Source organism: Psychrobacter sp. CX16 (genome assembly GCF_057396245.1).
Window position 1 is genome coordinate 1 of record NZ_JBXYJF010000011.1, and the last position, 20,401, is coordinate 20,401.

The 20,401-nt window shown below is 40.1% G+C and carries 16 protein-coding genes; 2 read left to right on the plus strand and 14 right to left on the minus strand.

All coding sequences use genetic code 11. The annotated features are described in order from the left end of the window. The 7 genes from AC2SLM_RS05610 to gspN form a co-directional block, all read right to left on the minus strand. Nucleotides 1–277: helix-turn-helix domain-containing protein (locus AC2SLM_RS05610; RefSeq protein WP_486551566.1), on the minus strand; the 277-nt coding region annotated here is incomplete at its 3' end. A 214-nt stretch (nt 278–491) separates the two neighbouring features. Continuing rightward, on the minus strand, nt 492–1,319 hold the full coding sequence (locus AC2SLM_RS05615) for a tRNA threonylcarbamoyladenosine dehydratase (RefSeq protein WP_486551567.1): 828 nt from the start codon (nt 1,317–1,319) through the stop codon (nt 492–494). Nucleotides 1,320–1,442: 123 nt separating this feature from the next. Continuing rightward, nucleotides 1,443–2,333: a TatD family hydrolase gene (locus AC2SLM_RS05620; protein WP_486543377.1), complete on the minus strand. Its 891-nt coding sequence runs from the start codon at nt 2,331–2,333 to the stop codon at nt 1,443–1,445. A gap of 175 nt (nt 2,334–2,508) precedes the next feature. After that, nucleotides 2,509–2,709: a hypothetical protein gene (locus AC2SLM_RS05625; protein WP_486551569.1), complete on the minus strand. Its 201-nt coding sequence runs from the start codon at nt 2,707–2,709 to the stop codon at nt 2,509–2,511. 123 nt (nt 2,710–2,832) lie between these two features. Next, a complete protein-coding gene (gene gspD / locus AC2SLM_RS05630) occupies nt 2,833–5,016 on the minus strand; it encodes a type II secretion system secretin GspD (protein WP_486551720.1) in 2,184 nt (727 codons plus the stop codon). Between the two features lie 224 nt (nt 5,017–5,240). Beyond that, complete coding sequence (locus tag AC2SLM_RS05635) at nt 5,241–6,200, minus strand: type II secretion system protein N (RefSeq protein ID WP_486551570.1); 960 nt, start codon at nt 6,198–6,200, stop codon at nt 5,241–5,243. Then, nucleotides 6,200–7,033 (minus strand): type II secretion system protein N, encoded by an 834-nt coding sequence (gspN, locus tag AC2SLM_RS05640; RefSeq protein ID WP_486551572.1) that lies wholly within the window; start codon nt 7,031–7,033, stop codon nt 6,200–6,202. The genes AC2SLM_RS05635 and gspN overlap by 1 nt, the downstream gene beginning before the upstream one ends. Nucleotides 7,034–7,547: 514 nt before the next feature. Between gspN and AC2SLM_RS05645 the strand changes: the two genes are divergently transcribed. Further along, nucleotides 7,548–8,981, plus strand: a complete 1,434-nt coding sequence (locus tag AC2SLM_RS05645) for a pyridoxal phosphate-dependent decarboxylase family protein (RefSeq protein ID WP_486551574.1) — start codon at nt 7,548–7,550, stop codon at nt 8,979–8,981. A gap of 316 nt (nt 8,982–9,297) precedes the next feature. Here AC2SLM_RS05645 and AC2SLM_RS05650 read toward each other — a convergent pair whose 3' ends face one another. After that, nucleotides 9,298–10,920 carry a hypothetical protein gene (locus AC2SLM_RS05650; protein ID WP_486551575.1) on the minus strand — a complete coding sequence of 541 codons (1,623 nt, stop codon included), beginning with the start codon at nt 10,918–10,920 and terminating at the stop codon, nt 9,298–9,300. Nucleotides 10,921–10,982: 62 nt separating this feature from the next. On the opposite strand from AC2SLM_RS05650, the gene AC2SLM_RS05655 reads away from it, so the two are divergent. Further along, nucleotides 10,983–12,257 carry a site-specific DNA-methyltransferase gene (locus AC2SLM_RS05655; protein ID WP_486551576.1) on the plus strand — a complete coding sequence of 425 codons (1,275 nt, stop codon included), beginning with the start codon at nt 10,983–10,985 and terminating at the stop codon, nt 12,255–12,257. Nucleotides 12,258–12,488: 231 nt separating this feature from the next. On the opposite strand, the gene AC2SLM_RS05660 is transcribed toward AC2SLM_RS05655, so the two are convergent. The 6 genes from AC2SLM_RS05660 to AC2SLM_RS05685 form a co-directional block, all read right to left on the minus strand. Continuing rightward, nucleotides 12,489–12,908 (minus strand): hypothetical protein, encoded by a 420-nt coding sequence (locus tag AC2SLM_RS05660; protein ID WP_486551578.1) that lies wholly within the window; start codon nt 12,906–12,908, stop codon nt 12,489–12,491. Next, nucleotides 12,901–14,928: a hypothetical protein gene (locus AC2SLM_RS05665; protein WP_486551580.1), complete on the minus strand. Its 2,028-nt coding sequence runs from the start codon at nt 14,926–14,928 to the stop codon at nt 12,901–12,903. Before AC2SLM_RS05665 ends, AC2SLM_RS05660 begins: the two co-directional genes overlap by 8 nt. Continuing rightward, nucleotides 14,921–16,513 carry a site-specific integrase gene (locus AC2SLM_RS05670; RefSeq protein WP_486551581.1) on the minus strand — a complete coding sequence of 531 codons (1,593 nt, stop codon included), beginning with the start codon at nt 16,511–16,513 and terminating at the stop codon, nt 14,921–14,923. The genes AC2SLM_RS05665 and AC2SLM_RS05670 overlap by 8 nt, the downstream gene beginning before the upstream one ends. Next, nucleotides 16,503–17,735: a tyrosine-type recombinase/integrase gene (locus AC2SLM_RS05675; protein WP_486551582.1), complete on the minus strand. Its 1,233-nt coding sequence runs from the start codon at nt 17,733–17,735 to the stop codon at nt 16,503–16,505. Before AC2SLM_RS05675 ends, AC2SLM_RS05670 begins: the two co-directional genes overlap by 11 nt. Nucleotides 17,736–17,889: 154 nt before the next feature. Continuing rightward, the gene (ssb, locus tag AC2SLM_RS05680; protein WP_486543365.1) at nt 17,890–18,522 is read right to left on the minus strand and encodes a single-stranded DNA-binding protein; all 633 of its coding nucleotides are present in this window, start codon (nt 18,520–18,522) and stop codon (nt 17,890–17,892) included. Nucleotides 18,523–18,605: 83 nt separating this feature from the next. After that, complete coding sequence (locus tag AC2SLM_RS05685; protein ID WP_486551584.1) at nt 18,606–19,970, minus strand: MFS transporter; 1,365 nt, start codon at nt 19,968–19,970, stop codon at nt 18,606–18,608. Nucleotides 19,971–20,401: the final 431 nt, after the last annotated feature.

Sequence of the window (20,401 nt, forward strand, 5' to 3'; positions counted from 1 at the left end):
TTTTTTCATCAGCCAGTTGTCGCTCAAGTCTTTTTATGATTTGGGCTGGGGTTTCTTTGTGTGGCATTCTTAGGCTCTTTGGCGGTGTATTCCAGTCTAATGTACCATGTTTCCTAAGCCAAGTTAGGACGGTACTACGTCCTTGTATGCCATAGTGCTTTTGGGCTTGTTTGTAGGTCATGTCGCCTTTTTCTACTTGCTCTACAATAGCTAATTTAAAGCCGAGTGTGTAATCTTTCTGTGTTCGTTTAATCCTTGATCTTTCTGCTTTGTCCATTTATAAGCTTCCTTTTCGTAAACTTATTTTAGGACGGGACAACATCATTAAAAAAGCCCTTAGAGTCAATCTAAGGGCTTTTTATTCAAATCTATATCAGCGGTTTATAGTCCGAGAATTCTAAAATGGTGACAAGGCAACCAAGCGCAATTACCACAAGTGTAGGCTTAGCAAGGTTAACACCGTAACTGTTTAGTAGCTGCTCATTAGTAGCTCACTGACTATACTTACTACTTAGCAAGGCTAAGGTCTCACTCACCATCGTCATGCCCACGACCGAGGTCACCGCTACTGCAGAGCCATAGCCGCCGCAGTGTAGCCCGCCGACCTGACAGCTGCCATCAGCCGATTTATTAACAATCGGCGGCTGAGTAGAATAGACGCATTTAATGCCAAATTTCTCTTTCATCTCTTTATTTATATTGTGTTCATGACGCAGCTTACTACGCAGGCGTGCCAACAATGGATCTTGATAGGTATCTTTTAAATCACTGACCGTAATCTGTAGCGGATCAGTTTTACCGCCGGCGCCGCCCGCACAAATCAGCTTTAATTTATTAAAACGGCAATGCAGTGCAATCGCTAATTTTGCCGACATATCATCGGTACAATCAAGTATTACCATTTGCTCGCCTGCGGCTGCCGCCTGCTTTGCTGCAGCTCTATTTGGCAAAAGCTGTGCCACATTATCTGCAGTCAAAAAGTCGTCCACTAAATTGAGTGTAATCTTAGGGTTAATCTGCGTAGCACGCTCTGCCATTGATGCAATTTTACTGCGTCCAAAAGTACTGTCCATCGCCGGCAGCTGACGATTGACGTTTGATGCTACCAATACATCCATATCAATCAAGGTTAATTTTCCGACACCGGTACGTGCCAATCCCTCAACTACCCAAGTTCCAACGCCGCCAACGCCTATCACTACCACATGCGCCTTCTCAAAATTTAAAAAGCTATTTTGACCATAAAGAGTACGTGTCCCTTGGAAACGGCGGTCATATTGTGTGGTGTCTTGTGGCTGATCAGAATTTGAGTTCGTCATAAGGCGTTCAATCCTAATAGATGGTTAAATTAATCGATATAAATTAAATCAGGCAGCTATTTTAGCCAATAGCCACTGTACAACATATGCGAATTTATCTTGTGTTAGTGAGGTTGATGGCACTTATTCAGGATATGCCCAGTCGACTCTTAACGCATCACAACTGTTTTGCCAAAGCTGTTTGGCCAACTTGGGTTTTTCAATATTAAGCAGCTCACTTAATGCGTCGAGCACAAAGTTTAAATTACCCGGTACATTACGCGTGGGCGTAACGCCATGTTGGCAGCAAACCGGCGTCATATCAGGGCAGTCTGTTTCTAATACTAGATATTCAATGCCGTACTCATTCACCGCTTCAGTAATGGCACGGCGCAGCTTTTTGGCATTGGTATTGGTCACTTGGCCAGTCACGCCCAGTCTAAATCCAAGTTTCACAAAGGCTTTTGCTTCTTGCTCACCGCCGCTGAAGCTGTGTGCAATACCGCCTAATTTGTGTGCATCGTAGTCATGCTCTTTGAGCAGCGCTAAACATTCAGCATGTGCCTTGCGAATGTGTAACAGCACTGGCAATTGATGTTCTACCGCTAAATCAAGCTGTGCTCTAAAAAACTGCTTTTGCTTTTTAACAGACTTCTCTGTCTTTAGCTCATCGGTAAAAGTATCCAAACCAATCTCGCCAATCGCAATGTGATGATGCGCCCTTACAAAATCTGCTAAATCCTCTAAGTCTTGCTCAGTATGATCAGCAATATAAGCAGGGTGCAATCCTGATGTTAGATGCGCTTGGGGCACTTGATAGGTTTGACTCAATTCATCTAATTGGTCTTGGGTGTCTTTTAGGCGCTGAAAGTATTTTGCTAGATAACCGATAAGCAGTAGATGCTGCACGCCTGATTGATAAGCAGACTGAGCAAGCGCTACCCTGTCGTCATCGAACACAAAATCATCAAAGTGAGTGTGCGTATCGATGAGCGGATAGATTACGGATGGTTGGTCATCTAAATTATGAGACATAATAAATTTCACCGTTAAGTATGAGCAGTGAGTTAAATATTGGATAAAAGTGATATATATAGCAAATAATCTAGATAATCATATAGAAAGCAACAGACGTTAACCCTATTGCCCTTGCCCCTCTGTTTGAATTTACAAACTTTCTTCTGGGGCTTTAGCGATTACCGTCTGTATTTCATTCAGAATTAGGATGAATAGAGGTACTATCGGCTAACTTTTTATTTTGATTATTGATGAAATATGACTCACCATCAACCGTATTGTCAGCGCTATCAGTAGGTCTAGGATATCCACTAGCTAATCGGCTACTGCGGCGTGGAATCAATAATAACGCCAACCCAACAGCGCCAAGCTTCATTAATTTTGTATAACGCATGTGCAAGTCCTCTTTTGTATCTAATTGCCTTTAGGATGCTACCTAGTCGGCGATTCTTCAAGAGGGTACGTTTAGCCAATATGTAAGCGTATTTAATTGCTCCTGTGTATCAGCAAGGATGAATTAACGATTTTTAGAGCCAGAGCTTAAATCAATATAGGCATCTTGCTGACCATTATCAGGCTGACTATAGACAGGGAACGTATCCGATTTTGGCAAGCTGATACTGCGGTTCGAGGCAGGTGATACCGGGCTTAATGGCGCTAATTCATAATTGGTACTGCTCTCATCGCCCCAATTGGCTGCCCCTGACATAGGTATCTTTTTGATAGTACCGTTTTGATCGATAACCAGCTGCATGACGCGCATTTGGTCATAACGCTTCTCGGTAACACTGGCGACCGCCCCACCATCTCTTAAGATAGTCGGCTGCAAAAAGATAATCAGGTTGCTTTTTTCAGTATTGCTGCTGTCTGAGCGGAACAAGCGACCCAAAAGTGGAATATCACCCAATACCGGTACCTTTTGAGCGCCATTAGTAGTGTTGTCACGCATTAAGCCACCAAGTGCGATGGTTTGCTGATCGTCTGCCAAAATGGTGGTATTGATTAGGCTTTTGTTGGTAGTCAATCCGCTGGCATTACTGGTACTACCATTCACCACCGAAGACACCTCCTGCGACACTTCCAAACGCACAGTGCCATTATCACCAATATGCGGTATCACATTTAAATTAATACCCACATCTTGACGCTCAATGGTCTGGAATGGGTTAGTCGAGGAGTTACCACTGGTGGTGTAAGAGCCGGTCACAAATGGCACGTTTTGGCCGACCAAGATACTGGCTTTCTCATTATCGAGTGTCAAAATAGACGGCATAGATAACAAGTTAGCACTGGTGGTTGAATCCAGCGCTTGCAAAATAGCACCATAGAATTCACGGTTACCACGGCTATCGGTTTTGCTATCTCCAATACCTAAAAAGGCACCGGCAATGGCACTGGCCGCTTCACTAACGCCTGCTCCAGTTAATGCCGCTGATGCCAATGAGGTTGCTGTAGCGCCCACATTATTAAAGTTCACCACGCCATAACCACTATTAGCATTCCCCAGCGCCCACTGTACGCCCAATTGCTTGGCATCGTTACCCGATACCTCGATAATTGCCGCCTGAATAAGCACCTGCGCACGGCGGGTATCTAATTGATTCACCGCTTCTTCTACTTCAGCAATCAGCTCAGGTTTACCATTAACAATCACTGCATTTTGAGTTTCATCAGCAATAATACTAAAGGCTTCACCACTTGAGCGACTAAGTCCGGCACGAGGCGTGCTACTTGCTGAGGACGTCGACGAACTACTATTATTAGCACTGCTATTTATCGTGCTACTGCTATTAAGGCTTGAGCCTTGCGCCGCACTATCAGTCAATGAGGCCGACTCTAAGGTAGATACCGCACCCGAGCTATTAATCGATTGATTGGACAGTAAACCGCGCAGCATATCAGCCACATGCGGGGCACTGGCGTATTTTAGACGAAAGACTCGCAGGCCACTTAAGCGTTTGGATGAGCTGACATCGAGTTGATTAACCATGGTACGCACTTTGGCAATCATCTCCGGACTGCCCTGCACCAGTAAACGATCGCTGGCAGCATCGGCAATGACTTTAAGCTGTCCACCGGTACCGGCGCCATTAGCCGCAGTACCTGTTAATCCACTGATTAAATCCATCATACGCTCAGGGTCGACGTGTTGTAGTGGAATAACACTTAAGGCATTATGGTTGCTGTCATCTAGATCACGAATCAAGGTAGTAATTTGATTTAGGCTATCGGCACGGTCTGATAATACTAAAGCGTTAATACCAGGAACGGCAGCGGCATGGGCTGACTGCGGCATTAGCGGACGGATAACCGTAAGTATCTCAGCGGCCTGAGTATTCTCTAAATAAACCACCCGCGTTTTAAGCGCCTCGCCTTGTGAGTTGCCCTCTAAATCAACCGCAATACCCGATTGTTTGGCAACGTTATCTGGTACCAGTTTAATCGTGGTGCCGGTATCAATGGCAGCAATACCGTTGACTTGCATGACACTTAAAAACAGCTCGTAAATCTCATCACTCGATAGCGCTCGGTTAGATATGACCGTCACATTACCGTTAATACGAGGATCTAACACAAAGTTTTGATTGGTAATGGTCGCCACTTCATTAATAAATGCCTTGATATTGGCATCTTGCAGATTCACTTTCCAGCTTTCGGCATAAGCCGCTTGAGTAGATAAGCCGATTGCTACAGGCAGCACCAGCCAGCTGATCGACTTAGCAGATAAGCTACCCGAGAGGGCACTCGGTGATATTGGAGAGTGATTCAATCTGACTGATAATATAGCCTGAGATAGCTTTTTGACTAACGGTTTAACGGCTTGAGAGGGTCGCAAATTCAACATGCTATATCGTACCTAAATAATGACGTTCTGTTAATGAATCAAATAACAAGCACCAAAGGGTGACGCTTATTTTAAAGAGTTTAAAACTGCTGACGGACGGTAAATATCTGATCGCCGCGCTGGACTTCTATAGTGGCTTGACCCGACTGCTTGACCTGACTAAGTATATCAGCATCACTGGCAGGGTTATTGCCCACGCTTTGACCATTGACTGACAGCACTCGGTCACCTGCCTCTAATCCAAGCTTACTACGCAGCCCAGATGGCATGGCGTCTGTCACCTGATAACCTTGACCGGTTGCCATAACGCCCATGCTGCTTAGATAATTAGCGGGATTTTGCTTCAGCTCACTGACCGCATTATCAATGGCAGCCATCGGACTTGTACCACTGGGTGCAGGGCTTGCTGGCTGCTGCATATTGTCTTCATCTTGCTGATTGTCAGCATAACCAGAAGGCGTCTGCTGCGCCGGCATGGTAGGTATACTACTACCATTAGCCATACCAGAGTTTAGTGGCAGATTTGGGTTACCCGCCTCATCATACAGCCCGCTTTGATCAAGCGGCATCCGCTCGGGCATATCCACCACTACCTCATTATTGTTACTGTCGGCAATGACGGCCTGGTTCCAGTCTACTTTAACCAACTTATAGTTGGTACCTGCTAGTGTCTCGCCAACGCGATAATTCTCCATCACCCCATTGACACTCAACATAGCCGACGACAAGCTACTAGGAGACGCCAACAGTACCCCTGCTAATATCACATCAGGTGGCGGCTGCGTTGGCTGGCTCTGAACTTGTGGCGACTCAAAAATAGACAAAGCGGCACTGGCATTAATACTAGAAGGCGGTTTGACTTGTAATTGTGCAAGCGGCAAATTAGGCACTTGCGGCGGTGCTAAAAGTAACCAAACAATACGTGCTATACCCCAACACAGCCAAACAATAGCCACCAGTAACAGCCAACCTGATAATTTATTGAGCCAATCTGTTAAGGATTTATTGAGAGTAGCCAGTGAGCCAAAGGATTTCGCCATTACTGAGCCCCTCCACTACCAAGACTACTCAGTAGCGGCTGACGCACGCTAACAACAGCCGTATCAGCCGGCGCGCTGCCTTTATAACTTGGCATATGCTCAAGCATACGCTGAGTTAAGCCCACATCGAGCATACCCTCTGCATCTAAGTAGATATCCCCCAAGCGCTTGCTATTTTTGTCGATCAAGTTGGCATGTATCACTTCGCTGTTATTACGGCTCTCTTGACTTAAATCCGCCTGCATTGAGGGTAATAATAACGTATAAGTCTGACCACCACTCGGATAACCCAGCTCACCGCCAGCCCATGTTAATTGGCCATCGACATCACTAAAGCCTTTGTCTTTATTGAGCGTCGCAGAAACAGCATTAACCTGAATAGGTGCATCCGGTAGGCGCCAACTGACTAAAGAGGCCAAGGTTTGTTTATTAATTCGACCTGATAAATCGGTCACTCGCCAACCACTGAACCCTCGACTTACCTCTCCGGTAAGACGCGTCTGCCCTGATGTCATTTCTACATCCGCACCAAGCCGTCCCAAGAATAGTGATAAGGGTTTTAATTGCCAAGTGATTGTGCCTGATAAAGGTGACGCGCCTATATTCGACGACTGCTGCGGAACTTTAGCCACCACTGAACCTTGCCAGATATTACCAGAGACCTGCTGAATATATGGGGAGCTTGGCAAAAACTGATTGACCAACCACACCGCTGGCATTTGAATCATGACGCACAGCATCAGTATCAAAGCACCGAAGAGCCACCAAAGCTTACTTGGTTGAGCCGCTTTGACATTCTTGTTTTGCCCAGAGGAGGAAAGAGTCGATTGCAAGATATATAAAGCCTAAATATGTTAAATGAATGACGTTAGGGTTAGCATAACTAAAAATCGTTAATTATTATACCTAATGATGACAAGAGGATTACATATTCTTTTTAAGTCAGAATCAAACTAGATTTGCCTTGTAGATTAAGCCCAGACTTTTAAGAAATAAGCCTTTTCATTTATTCTATTAACATTTAATACAGACTGACAACATTAAACAATACACTATAATGCATCTTGTCATATTATATAAATGGTTTTGATCATAAATCACATCATTTTAGTTAAGATAATGGTTAGTTTAACAAAATAATCTACCTTTAATATTTCGAACACCCATTAATTATCTATCCTTATGATATTAACTTCATAATATTAACGTTCATAGCTTTAATACTTACTTTTACAACTTAACTATTTAAACTATTAAGTAATAATTTAAAACGAGTGACTGTTATGATACGAATAGGCAGACCACTCTACTAAATCCTAAAATAAGTATAAATAAAAGGAGAGAATGATGACCCAAGATCAGTCAATTTTATTTCAATGGGAAGAAGCTGAAAAAACTCTGAAAAAATTCATGCCCATCATGGTTGAAGAACAGGCAAATGTTGCCAAAACTGATATCCTCAACCCTTTGCCTAAGGAAAAACAAGAGGCTATCAAAAACATCCCCTTTCTTGAAGAGTCGCGTTCTGCAGAGGATGTTTTACAGGATATGCATGATCTGATTTATAAATATCGCACCAAGCAAAACAACCCAAGATTTTTCTCTTTTATCCCTTTAGCCTTATCTCCCATATCTGTGGTTGGCGATGCGATTAATGCTTTTTATTCGCCTTATGGTGGTAGCCATACGCTGAGTCAGGGCATGGCAATCGCTGAAAAAAGACTGCTTAACTGGATGGGTGAGCAAATTGGTTATCCCGTCAAAGAGCTTGGTGGATTGTTTGTCTCCGGGGGCTCAATGGCAAACTTAACCGCGTCCATTGTGGCTCGAGATGAGAAGCTGAAAGATGAGGAATTCGGTAAAGGCACCGTTTACGTCTCAGACCAAACCCACTCGTCCGTGGCAAAAGGCATCCGTGTCATGGGTATCCCTAAAGCCAATATCCGCAAAGTCAAAACCAATGAGCGCTTTCAAATCATCCCAGATGACTTAAGAGCGCAAATCGAACAAGACAAAAAAGATGGCTTTATTCCCTTCTTAATCGTAGGTACTTGCGGTACCACCAATACGGGCTCTATTGACCCGCTACATGAGTTGGCAGATATCAGTGAAGCATACAATACTTGGCTACACATTGATGGTGCCTATGGTGCGAGCGCACTATTGTCCTCTCATCGTGAGTTATTAGAGGGTATTGAGCGTAGTGACTCAGTGAGCTGGGACGGTCATAAATGGCTGTTTCAATCGTATGGCTGCGCCACTGTCATTTGTAAAGACCGCCAAGCTATGTCACGTACGTTTATGGAGAATCCTGAATATTTAACCGACATTAAATCAGATGATTCTAATATTAACTTCTGGGATATGGGGATTGAGTTAACGGCGCCCGCCCGTGGTATGCGCTTATGGTACACCCTACAAAGAGTGGGCCTTAAAGAGATGAGACGAGCCATTGATAAAGGCTTTGATAATGCTGAATATTTTGAGCAATTGTTCCGCGCTGAAGACTACTTCGACATTGTCTCGCCTGCTCAGTTAGGTATTGTGAATATAAGATATTATGACGACCGCCACACTGAAGATGAGATCAATGAGATTAACCATAAATTGTCGGAAATGGCAGAACAAAGAAATCAATCCATCTATTTCACCACCATGTTAAATAACAAAATTGTTTTAAGATTCTGTGCTATCAACCCATTATTAACCAAACAAGATATTGAAGACGTGGTGAATAATATAAAAAGCGATATTGCTTCGCTTGGTTTAATTGAACAATAAAATCTGTGCACTAGATATTTTTCTATTCGGTATCTATAAAAAAAGAGCCTATCTACATAGGCTCTCTTTGGCTTAATCAACATTATTATACTATGTATTCCTTAGAAGACTTAAGTACACCTGATATTTAATATTTTAATAAATATCCTTTATATTAAAGCTTATCCTAGTAAATTCATAAAATAAGTAAAGAATAATGTCAATTTAAATAAATATATAATCTAAAAATTTACAATTTCTAATAAAGGCCAGTTGAATATTAACTTATATTCAAACTAATGTATTTTATAAATACTAGTTTGCTAATCCTGAATAATCAACGACGTTTGAAAACCCCTTCGTCCAATAGCCATTCAATATCACTCGAGAAAACAGGAGCAAAAATTTCAGTCTGTTTACAAATAGTACAGACTAAATTAGTTAGCTCAGATTCTAAAATACCCCAATTAGCACCGTAACCTGGAACTAATAAATATTTAAAGCTATTTTTTTGTTCTCTTGATATATGGCTAGCATTATTGGCCGCAATATCTAGAATTAGTAATCTTCTTGCTATTTCTATACGATCCGGAGATATGATTAATCTTGAATTATTTTCAGTAATATAACCCTGTTTCTTGCAGACAAATGATATTCGCTCTATTTCTTCAAGTGGATAGCCGTCAATTTCTAAGGCTTCATATACTTCATCTTTAAGACCCTTCTCACTAATTAGAATAGCATGCTCAAATTCAATAGGAGTTAAAAAATTAATGCACTGCAACTCTCTTCTTAGTCGTACTAATATACTTTTGACTTGGAAAAATGAAGCGGTATTTTCATAAGATAGCATATGTTTCAAATCACCTCGTAAAGATGCATAATAACCGGCACCATCGAGGTACTCTACAAAGCGAGCGTTATTGTATTTCTTAAGCGTAAAAGCTCTAGAGCTTTGTGTTTGGTCAACTACTTTATGGGAAACACTTCCAGAATCGCCTGCATAAAATTGTGATTGTATAAATAGTTTTGGCTTTGGGTCCCAACCATCTATATTATATGGGAGTATGAAATCGTAAGCTCTAGTCTTTTTTTTCCTCTTGTTATTTTCAATTATCTCATCTTCACCGATCTTAACGTCAGCAGTATTAAAATCAAAGTCAGGCCTCAAACCCATGTATGATAACTTTTCCCTGAGTAAATCTTCTGGAATATGGCCTCCAGTAGCGGATACACTACCTCGTATTTTAAATATCGTACAAGCATTAATTAAGTATTTACCTAAATTAACCTCTAATTCAATATCATTTAATTGCGTGTAAGCATAACAGACCGCCCAAAGTTGCTTTATCTCTTCTTCATCTTCAAGAATTAGTTTTATATACTCCTTTAAAAGTAAGGTAAGATATACTTTTAAATCGAATATTGGTTCAGTTTTTACTTTAGAATTATAATATCTGTGAGATCCCACAAAGCAAGAGGCTAGCGATTTAGCAATAAATCCAGATTTAGTGGTAGACGGAAGTTCCTTTAGACTAAATTTTATAGTATTTTTGATTCCACTTCTTTTAGGTATAAAAGGTTTAATTTCATCCTCTTTTAACTGTATTAAGAAGTGATTTTTTAAATTATTATCAGTAGCCCCGGAAGCTAAGAATAATAAATTGAAAAATGTATCATAGAACTCTGTTACATTTATCTCATCCTTTACAAAGCTCTTCCCAGTTACAAATAGTTCGCTAGCACTTACTATGGCATTGCATATACTGTCTATATCAAATACTTCATAGCTCGAAAAATCATCAAGATAAGGAGAAATAACTTCAATACATTGAGAAAGAGATTCTATTTCAGAAGTAAATTTTTCATTATCCTTAACACGTTCAAGCCTCGCAGTAAGCCATTGATCAAATTCACCTAGTTGTTCAGTTAAAGTTAAATTCTCAGGGTAAAACTTCATATTAATCCTTCTGTTAAAATTAGATTTAGTCGCTATAATACATTTTTAAAAAGGGGTAAATCATGATCTCTAATATAGATCTAATAATTAAAAAATTGACTTTAAAGTTGGGACTTGATAATGACCTGCAACCCGAAGAGGTTAACTATTCAATTGAAGATAAGGTTCAAACTTGGTCTGAATTTGTTACTACTCTATACGTAGGAGATAATTTATCATACTTAAAAGGACTTTCACATTATTCTAAAGAATCAATAGATCTATGCTATATAGATCCTCCCTACAACACTGGTTCAAATTTTATCTACAATGATACCCGTAAATCTAAGTCAAATGGAATATTTGGTACACATTCTTCTTGGATGAGTTTTATGTTGCCACGTTTAATTTACGCTAAGGAACTATTAAAACAATCAGGGATTATAGCTGTTAGTGTTGATGACTACGAACAAGCGTACTTAAAATTTTTAATGGATAAAATTTTTGGAGAAGACAACTTTATTGGAAGCATAATCGTTTGTCGATCTAAAAATGGAAAAGGAAGTAGAAATAATCTTGCTACTAATCATGAATATCTTCTTATATATGGTAAGTCAAAACAGTCTAAACTTCGTGGTCAAATAGATGAAACAACATATGATAAGCTTGATGAGTTTGGTCAATATCGAGTCGATGGGCTGTTTCGTAAAAAAGGAGCAGCTAGTTCAAGAGTTGATAGACCCAATATGTTCTATCCTCTATTTTATAATCCTAAGAATGGTAAAGTATCCGTAGATCCTATTCCTGGATGGCTTAGCACTACCCCTGTTGATTCTAAAGGTATTGAAAGGCGATGGCTTTGGGGGGTTGACACTGCCAAAGAAAGAGAATGGAGATTATATGCTAGTAAGAATGGCGTAATTTATGTTAAAAACTACGCTGGAGACTCGATAAATATCAAACGCACTAAAGTGAGAACAATTTGGGAAGACACTAGTTTTTATACAGAACAAGCTACTAAAGAAATTAAAGAGTTATTCGGTTCTAAAATATTTGACACACCTAAGCCTATGTCTTATATAAAAAAAATTATTGATATTTGCTCTAACGATGAGGCCGTGATTCTCGACTTCTTTGCTGGATCAGGAACTACAGCACATGCAGTAGCTGAACTCAATCAAATTGATAATGGTAATAGAAGATGTATTTTGATGGAAACGGATTGCGATATACCGCTAAAGCATTCAGCCAGGAAATATGGTTATAAAAAAATATCTGATATTACACTTGAAAGATTGAAAATAATTCAAAATGAACATAAATCTTTCGAATTTCAAGTTATTAACTCAGGTATTTAAAATATTAAAACAATATATAATGATGCATTTAATACCCTTGAACTCATAGTCTTCAAAAATTTAATCATCGAGAATTTAGTATTATTTACAGATTAATAAGTCAAATAATTATGGTGCTTAGTAGTGTGCATAATGCGAGTTTTATAAAGAATAAATCAAAAGCTTAAAATGCTAAATATACTTACTTATTCTTGATAAAACTCTTAATTGACTATTGAACTGTAATATAAATCAACGCAAAGATTCGTCAGATCTTTCTCGATCAATCTTAGGCATATCTGCATTTAAACTCTCTTCGGTCATACCACGCCGATATGCATTATACTGCCATACAACAAACATCTGCTTATACTTCCTGTTTTGTTCTTTTAATTCTGCTACCTCTGCTTCTAAATTGGCTATTCTAGAAGCAGCTGCGTTTAAACTGGCTGGCCTAGGTTTAGCTGGGGCCTTACCCTTAATCGAATCTTTTTTGGATTGATATGCGTCTTTAATAGCCTCCTGTGCGCTTAAAGATTGTCGGGTAGGCCTCTTCCCTACTAAGGACTCTACTTCGTCGCAAATCGCAGCCCACGTAATTTTAGGTTCATCCCAACCACGAATTAAATTTACAATAGCCTCAATATCTTGCCTGTTAAGATGTTTAGCCAAAACCGCCTCCTAGCAAACCAGTTAGGTCCTCTAAAATAAATTTTTCATCTCTCTGACTTTCATTACCTATCACAGCTGAAATTGATTTCTTTTGTGCTACTCGTCGTAATTGTGAGAAATCACTCCCGCGAAGCTTAACCTGCGCACCATCTTCAATGGATGGATTCTCTAATATATCAATAAGCTCTCTAAGTCTTTTTGATGTTTTAAGTTGGTATTCAAGCCACCTATCTGATCCGTAATCCTCTTCTTCATACGATTTCTGCGCTTTTGAGATGAGAGCTTCAATGTGAGCCAGCCTCTCCTTCATTCTTACTAGCTTAATGTCATCTCCTTTGATACAAACCTGTTCAGTGCAATTAATACAGTCTCTAAACTTTTCGCAAGGACTCATAGTATAGTCATGCACACAATAGCCATACTCTGTCACATGTACAGCAGCCTGTTCTAATGTATTAAATTCCTGAGATGTAACAGGTAGGTGCTTTTCAACCTCTCCTAATGGCCCATATAATGACTTTGATGGATCAATGCGTTCAGCCATAGATACTAACTCATACTCTGTCATATGATTATAGGTGCGATTTTGATTAATATTAGCCCTTCCAGACCACTTGGCTATCTCTAGGTTAGATAATCCACCACGTTGAGCAATCGTATTTAATAAATGCCTTGCCTGATGCGATGTAACCTTTAATCTTTCTCCATTTTCACCATAGTATCCATATCTATCAAAAATATTTTTATGTGCTTTTACTGCTGGCCGTGTTCCAATATCATTATTAAAAAAGTTCACATCTGGTGCCATAAGCTCAGTTAACAGTCTGGGGCGATTACCATGGAACTGATTCTTATTTAATACGAAAAGTGCATTCGAGAGCTTAATTCCTTTTTCTTTATCCAACCATGGAAAGCTTTTAGGAAGCCTGTCATTAACATGTACCCATAAGCTCTCTAGAGTATTAGCACCATCATGATGATCCAAGCCTCTAGAGTTTAGACTAGAATAAACTGTATCCTTGTTCTTAAATGACAACCCCAGTGCTTGACAGGCTTGTTCACCAGTCAATGGTTGATTATCCGGAACATTTGGACAGTTTTCATGACGATAAAATTTATTTGGATTCTCTTCTATCCACTTGGCGAGTTTTCGAGCCTCTAATGAAAGCCCTTTTGCTCTTTCCACAGCAGTTTTCGCTGTTTCCACCATAACAGTAGGTATCCACTTAATATCTCCCCCATAGCCTTTACCAGCATAAAAACGCCAACCATATCGCTCTACACCTTTACTGTCTACTTCAGTAACTTCACAATCAACTGGTAGTGCGAGAACTTCAGAAATACGAGAAGGGGCAGACATAAGCATTGCAAACACAGAAGTTGTAAAGATATCACGGCCCTCTGTAGGATTGCTCGCAAATATCTCCGCTAAAGCATCTAGCGCCTTAGAATCAGGTAGTTTTTTCTCCCTATTTTCTTTAGCTTTTTTGCCAGTTTTAACAAAGCTCGAAGGACATGGAATAGGATTTACCCATTCATTAAGGTTTGCATTGATTAGACTGTTTTGAGACACAAATTTAGCCAATCTTTCAATCTCTCGACCACAGTCATAAGCAGATCCCGCACTATAATAATTCCGTGCTAAAAGAGCTGCTTCATCTAAACAAGTTATAGATAGTCCTGAAATCGATGTATTATCATTTACTTGTTCTAGCGCAGACTCTATAGCTCGCAATGCTTTTAACTCATTCTTTGCACCAGTTGGATTATGGCCTTGTTGATAACGAAAATATGCTTTGGCGAAGTCTAAAAAGCTGAGACTCATTACCTGATGAGTTTTTGGCTTTCGAGTCTTTACGCCTAATTTAGAAAACACACCGACGTTAGGCCATACATTAGCATCCCAGTCTAAATTAGAACCAAAAACGATTAATTCATCTCGACACATGTCAATAAATGATTCTAAATTAGCTTCTGCAGATAAGTCTGCTCTAGATTTGAATTGTATGATATTACTCATAGCCAACTCCACGCTCTAATTGAAGCTCAGAACGACGCTTCTCACAACGTGAGATTACCTCAGCTACCGCCAAGATACTTCTATCTAATATTGCAGCTACCTCAATATCACCAGTAATACTTTTTACCCGTTCTCTTTCACTTAAAAGATTTTCATATACCTCTTGATGAGGACCATCTAGCCACGGCTGAAAGTGCATACAGGTATAACAGGGAATGGGAACGTTTGCCCCACAAAAGCCATGTTCACCACATGTCCCTATACCAGATCCTTCTTGCGTACGAATCCTACTGCTCGGATCATTGCCGCGTTCAGCTTCTTTTTCAGAATCCACTAAAAAACCAGCGAATGCTTGAGCATAAGGAGCTAATTGAAACCCAACTGCAGCATCTAGCCTTTCAACATGTTCGGGGATGTTTTTAATATATACACTAGCGTTTTGAGTATCACTATGATCAAGAAGCTCTGCTATCACAAGTTCACCAAAACCCTCTCGAGCAGCCCTAGTACCTGTTGTATATCTAAACCTACGTGCATTAATAGATAGAATCTCACCTGTTCTTTCAGATTTTACTTCAGATGCTTCTACTATAAAATGAAGCGTATCAGTTACTTTACCCGAAGCTATGTGTAACTTATCTGTTCCAGACATGACCCTAAACTCAAACAAAGAATCTACAACTTTTATCCTTGAATAGTCTGGAAATAATGGTATAAGCTGCCTATCAGCTTCATTTAGTTCAAATTTTAGCTGTGATTCAACTTTTTCTATTGCATTTTTCGTCTGAGCTGAAAGTATTGACCACAGCTCTTCAGTGATTGCAAAATGCTTAAATTGAGTTCTAAAGCCTTCTCCATGCTTAGCTCTAGGGGTATTAAGAATAAAATAGGGCTCACCTCTTTTGTTCTTACCGCATAAAACGTCTGCTACCTTTAAATGAGATATTTGAATAGGACGACGCCCTGTATGACTAATAATTAATGACAAGGCAAGCTCATCTAAGGTTATAATACTTCGCTCAAAAGCATGTATTGCACCTTCATTGAAAGCTTGTAGCTCGTTATTTGTCAATGGGCCTTCTATAGGATCTAGACGCCTTACAGCATCACCTTTTCTGTTCCCTTTGATTCGCCAGCTATCTAAAAGATTTATAACCTCTTCATTGATACCTTCATATCCCATCTCGTACCATTTACGTAGAAAACCTATAACTACCCCTAAATAGTATTCCTTATCTTTAGATAACGAACTCCTATAATTTATTAAAACAGTTTCTGATATTTCTTTAGCATCTGTAGTTTTGATCATATGTAAAAAAGTTGCAGCAATGTTAGCTGTATGTGCTGCTGATAAATTACTTGCATAAAAACTCAATACTTTTAAAAAACTATTTAAAACAACTCCAGATAGTAAGCTCTTTATTTTGATTAAGTTTATTGACTTATCTTTATCCAATACCCAAATATCATCATCTAGATGAAAGGAATAGCCTTTACTTTTAGATCTACAGTAAAATTTACTATCTTCATCAGTATTCACAATTGGTGGAATTTCAACAACTTTTATAGCAGTATTACTCGCCATTAAGATTTTCCTCTGGTAGTCTCATTCCAGTATTTGACTGCAGCTGAATAGCTGCTATTTTAGCCTGTTCTTCAATATACCTTCTATTGTAGTGTGCAGCAGTTTTAGAACCAGGCTTCCAGCCCATAAGGAATGATCTCATTTGCTCCTGCCTCTCTTCACTAGGCACTTTGTCTAGAGAATCCATTTTTTCCGAGAACTTTCTATTCCATGTATGTCGCAACTTATGACCAGTCAACCTATACAGTTCCGGTGAAACCGACCTAACGACATTGATCACTTTATAGTAGCCAGATTTCGTGATTGGTAGTCCAACTGTAGGACCTGATTTATGAGTTACGAATAAAAAATCATTCTTTTTAGCATTCTTTATTTTGCGTCTATCAAGGGTTATGTAGTCATGTAGCTCTTTAACTAAGATATCGCCAAGGGGAATTAAACGTTCTAGAGTTTTAGCATTGGGCTCAAATACTCTAGGATCATTTTTTTCATCAGCTCGTCTAATTACCCGTAAGACTTTTTTAGAAAAATCTATATCTTGAATTCTTAAATTAAGAAGCTCACCACCCCTTAGACCGAGATGATATAGCAGCAAAATAATTAGTCTATTTCTACGCTGAACATCTTTACTAAATGGATTAAATTCTGAGTTAATTCTTATTACTTCAAACAATACTTCGAGCTGTGAGTCATCAAGAGACTTGTCCTGTCTATTATTCCTTCCTTTCTTTGTAGGTCGTCTAGATTTAATTTGAGATTGAAGTCTCTTGATTTGCCTTGATTCATTAAGGTCCGGCTGCTGAATTAGATGATTAGCATACCATGCACAATAATCAGAAATAGTGGTCAGCCTCATATAATGAGTTATTGGACTAACAACAGTATCTATATCCTTTTTATTATTAATTTTCTTGCTTGGCAAGCTTGAAACTTTTATTTGTGTATAGTCACGCAGATCATCTATTTCATTTACAGTTAGAAAAATACGACTCATGATCCTGTGTTCAAGATTAATACCACGGTCATTCAAGAACCTCAAAAAAACAACTAAGTTATTTGCGGCAGATATCATCGTGGAGAAAGAGTCAGATTTGTTTCGCAATTGAGTAGTAATAAATAAATTAGGGTGATGTACAGGCAAGCCAGTTAGTTGATTTATAACTAAGCAGTATCGTTCTCCACTATCCAATATGAATGATGTCGTTGAAGGATGAATATTCATTTATTTACCTAAATATTTTACATATTATAAAGGTACACTATATCAACTATAGCATCAATATTTTTTTACATTATTTTTGTTATTTTAATAACAAGAAACCCCGCTAGTGGCGGGGTTTCAGAGTTAGACTTTACAATATTGTCTGAGGTAAACGTCAGAATGGGATGTCGTCATCTTTTGGCGTGTCTGTCATGCCGCCAGCAGGTATCGTGGTTTGGTTGTTAAAACCAGGCGCTTGTGCAGGTGCGCTTGGTGCTTGCGGTGCCGTATTTTGCGGGCTGCTTGGCGCTTGATTAAAGGTATTACCACCTTGAGCGCCGCCTTGCTGACCTTGGAAACCGCCTTGTGGGTCTTGATTACCACCAAAGCCACCTTGGTTATTACCGCCTTGATTGCCATAGCTACCACCTTGCTGAGGTTGTTGCTGGCCACCAAAGTTGCCACCGCCGCCAGAACCGCCGCCTAACATTTGCATTTGGTCAGCACGGATTTCGGTTGTATAACGGTCTTGGCCGTTTTGATCCTGCCATTTACGCGTACGTAGGCTGCCCTCAATATAGACTTGGCTGCCTTTACGTAGATACTGAGCGGCAATTTCACCCAAACGGTTAAATAGAGCAATGCGGTGCCATTCGGTCGCTTCACGCTTCTCGCCGGTTTGTTTGTCTGTCCACTGCTCAGAGGTCGCAACAGAAATGTTGGTTACACTGCCGCCATTACTGAATTGACGGGTCTCAGGGTCATTGCCTAAATGGCCTACGATAATTACTTTGTTAATACCACGCATAATACTTCCTTTAGGGTTTCGTATTGATTTTATTTATCATTCGATAGTCACGTTTATTGAGCATCACTCTACCGAAATTTTGGTTAAATATCTAGCTTAGTTTCGGTTAGTTGCGACAGTAATTGTCGTGAATTATCGGTAAGTTTTTGTTTATCCAGTTTTAAATAAGCCACACCATCTTTTGGCATCACTACCACTTCATCGACTCCGCCAATATTCATCACTTGTTGCGACCATGCACTGATATTGGTCTGCTTAGGAATCGCCAAAGTGGTACTGGTCAGATACGGCGGCTGCGAAATCGGAATAATCAATAATAGCGCTACCGCCATCACCACACCCAATATGCCCCATGAGAGCAGTGGGCTGTGTGTTAATAGTAGCCCGCCCAACGCACCACCAAAGAAGGCGCCCAAAAACTGACTGGATGAATTAATGCCCATCGCCGTCGCTTTATTCGCCACTGGTGCTTTTTTGGAAATCCAGGAGGGAATGGTCGCTTCTAATAAATTAAAGCCAATAAAATACAGACCCAGACCGACAATCAGACCAACGCTTAAACCACTGCCCAATGCCAAACAAACAAACGCCAATACAATCGTGGTTAATGCAGTCAAAAATACCTGACGCATTTTATGCTTCTTTTCGGCGATGATAATAAACGGAATGGCAATCGCAAAACCAATAAATAGTAGCGGTAAATAGACCAAACCTTGCTGACGCACGCTTAGTCCAAGCACATCTGACAACTGCTGCGGAACAATCACAAAAATAGCGGTCATGGTCAAATGCAGTGCAAAGATACCGATATGTAAGCGATTTAAATCGCCAATCTTTAGCACGTCTTTTAATTGCTCGCCAATCGATTTGTTGGCCAAGTTGTGCCTGAGCACCCGCAGCGGTGTCGGCACTACCAGCAGCAAAATCATCGCCAATACCGCAAAGACGGTGGTTAACCAAAACAACCCTGAGATCCCCACACTTGCTACCATCATCGGCCCAATGGCGAAGGACAACATAATAGAGGTCGCAATCGTCAGGCCCATGGTCGCCATGGCTTTGGTACGCACCTGCTCACGGGTCACATCGGCCAATAGCGCCATCAATATCGCAGATACTGCCCCACTACCTGCCAGCGCACGGCCAATAATCACTTGATAGATATCGGTGGCCGTCGCTGCAACAATACCGCCAATGGCAAATAAAGCCAGACCCAACAGAATCATCGGCTTACGCGGAAACTTATCGGCAGCAAGGCTCATTGGTATCTGAAATATCGCCTGCCCAAGACCGTAAATACCCACTGCCAAGCCGATTAATAGCGGTGTGGCATGCGCATAATCATGACCATAGACTGAAAACACTGGCACGATCATAAATAGCCCGATCATTCGCAAAGCAAATATACCACCTATCCCTGCAATGGCTCGTTTCTCAATGCTATTCATGCTATTGCCTCGCTTTGTCGCTGCCACAATGTCATCTATGACCCTCTATTTTAGGACGAATCATAGACAATGGATTTGTTAGGGGTACATTATGATTTGTTAGGGGTACATTATAAAGTATCTATGCAAAATATGGTGTGAACCTACGATTATGCGCTCAATGTTGTGCAAAAGGGCTGGTATTTAAAGCGTCTTTTATTGAACTGACCAGTAACGGTATTTGGCAACGATTCGTTAATCGCCCTTGAATTTCGGCTAAATTATAACCATTAAAGACATATCTTATTACATTATACAGTCACATTTATTGTCATAACTTTATTATAAAATAACAGACAATTTATGCGTTTGTTTCTACCCTTTTACTATTTGATTAACCTTAACAACCTCATGTTGACCTTATTTAAATTAGTCAGCATGTCTCTCATATT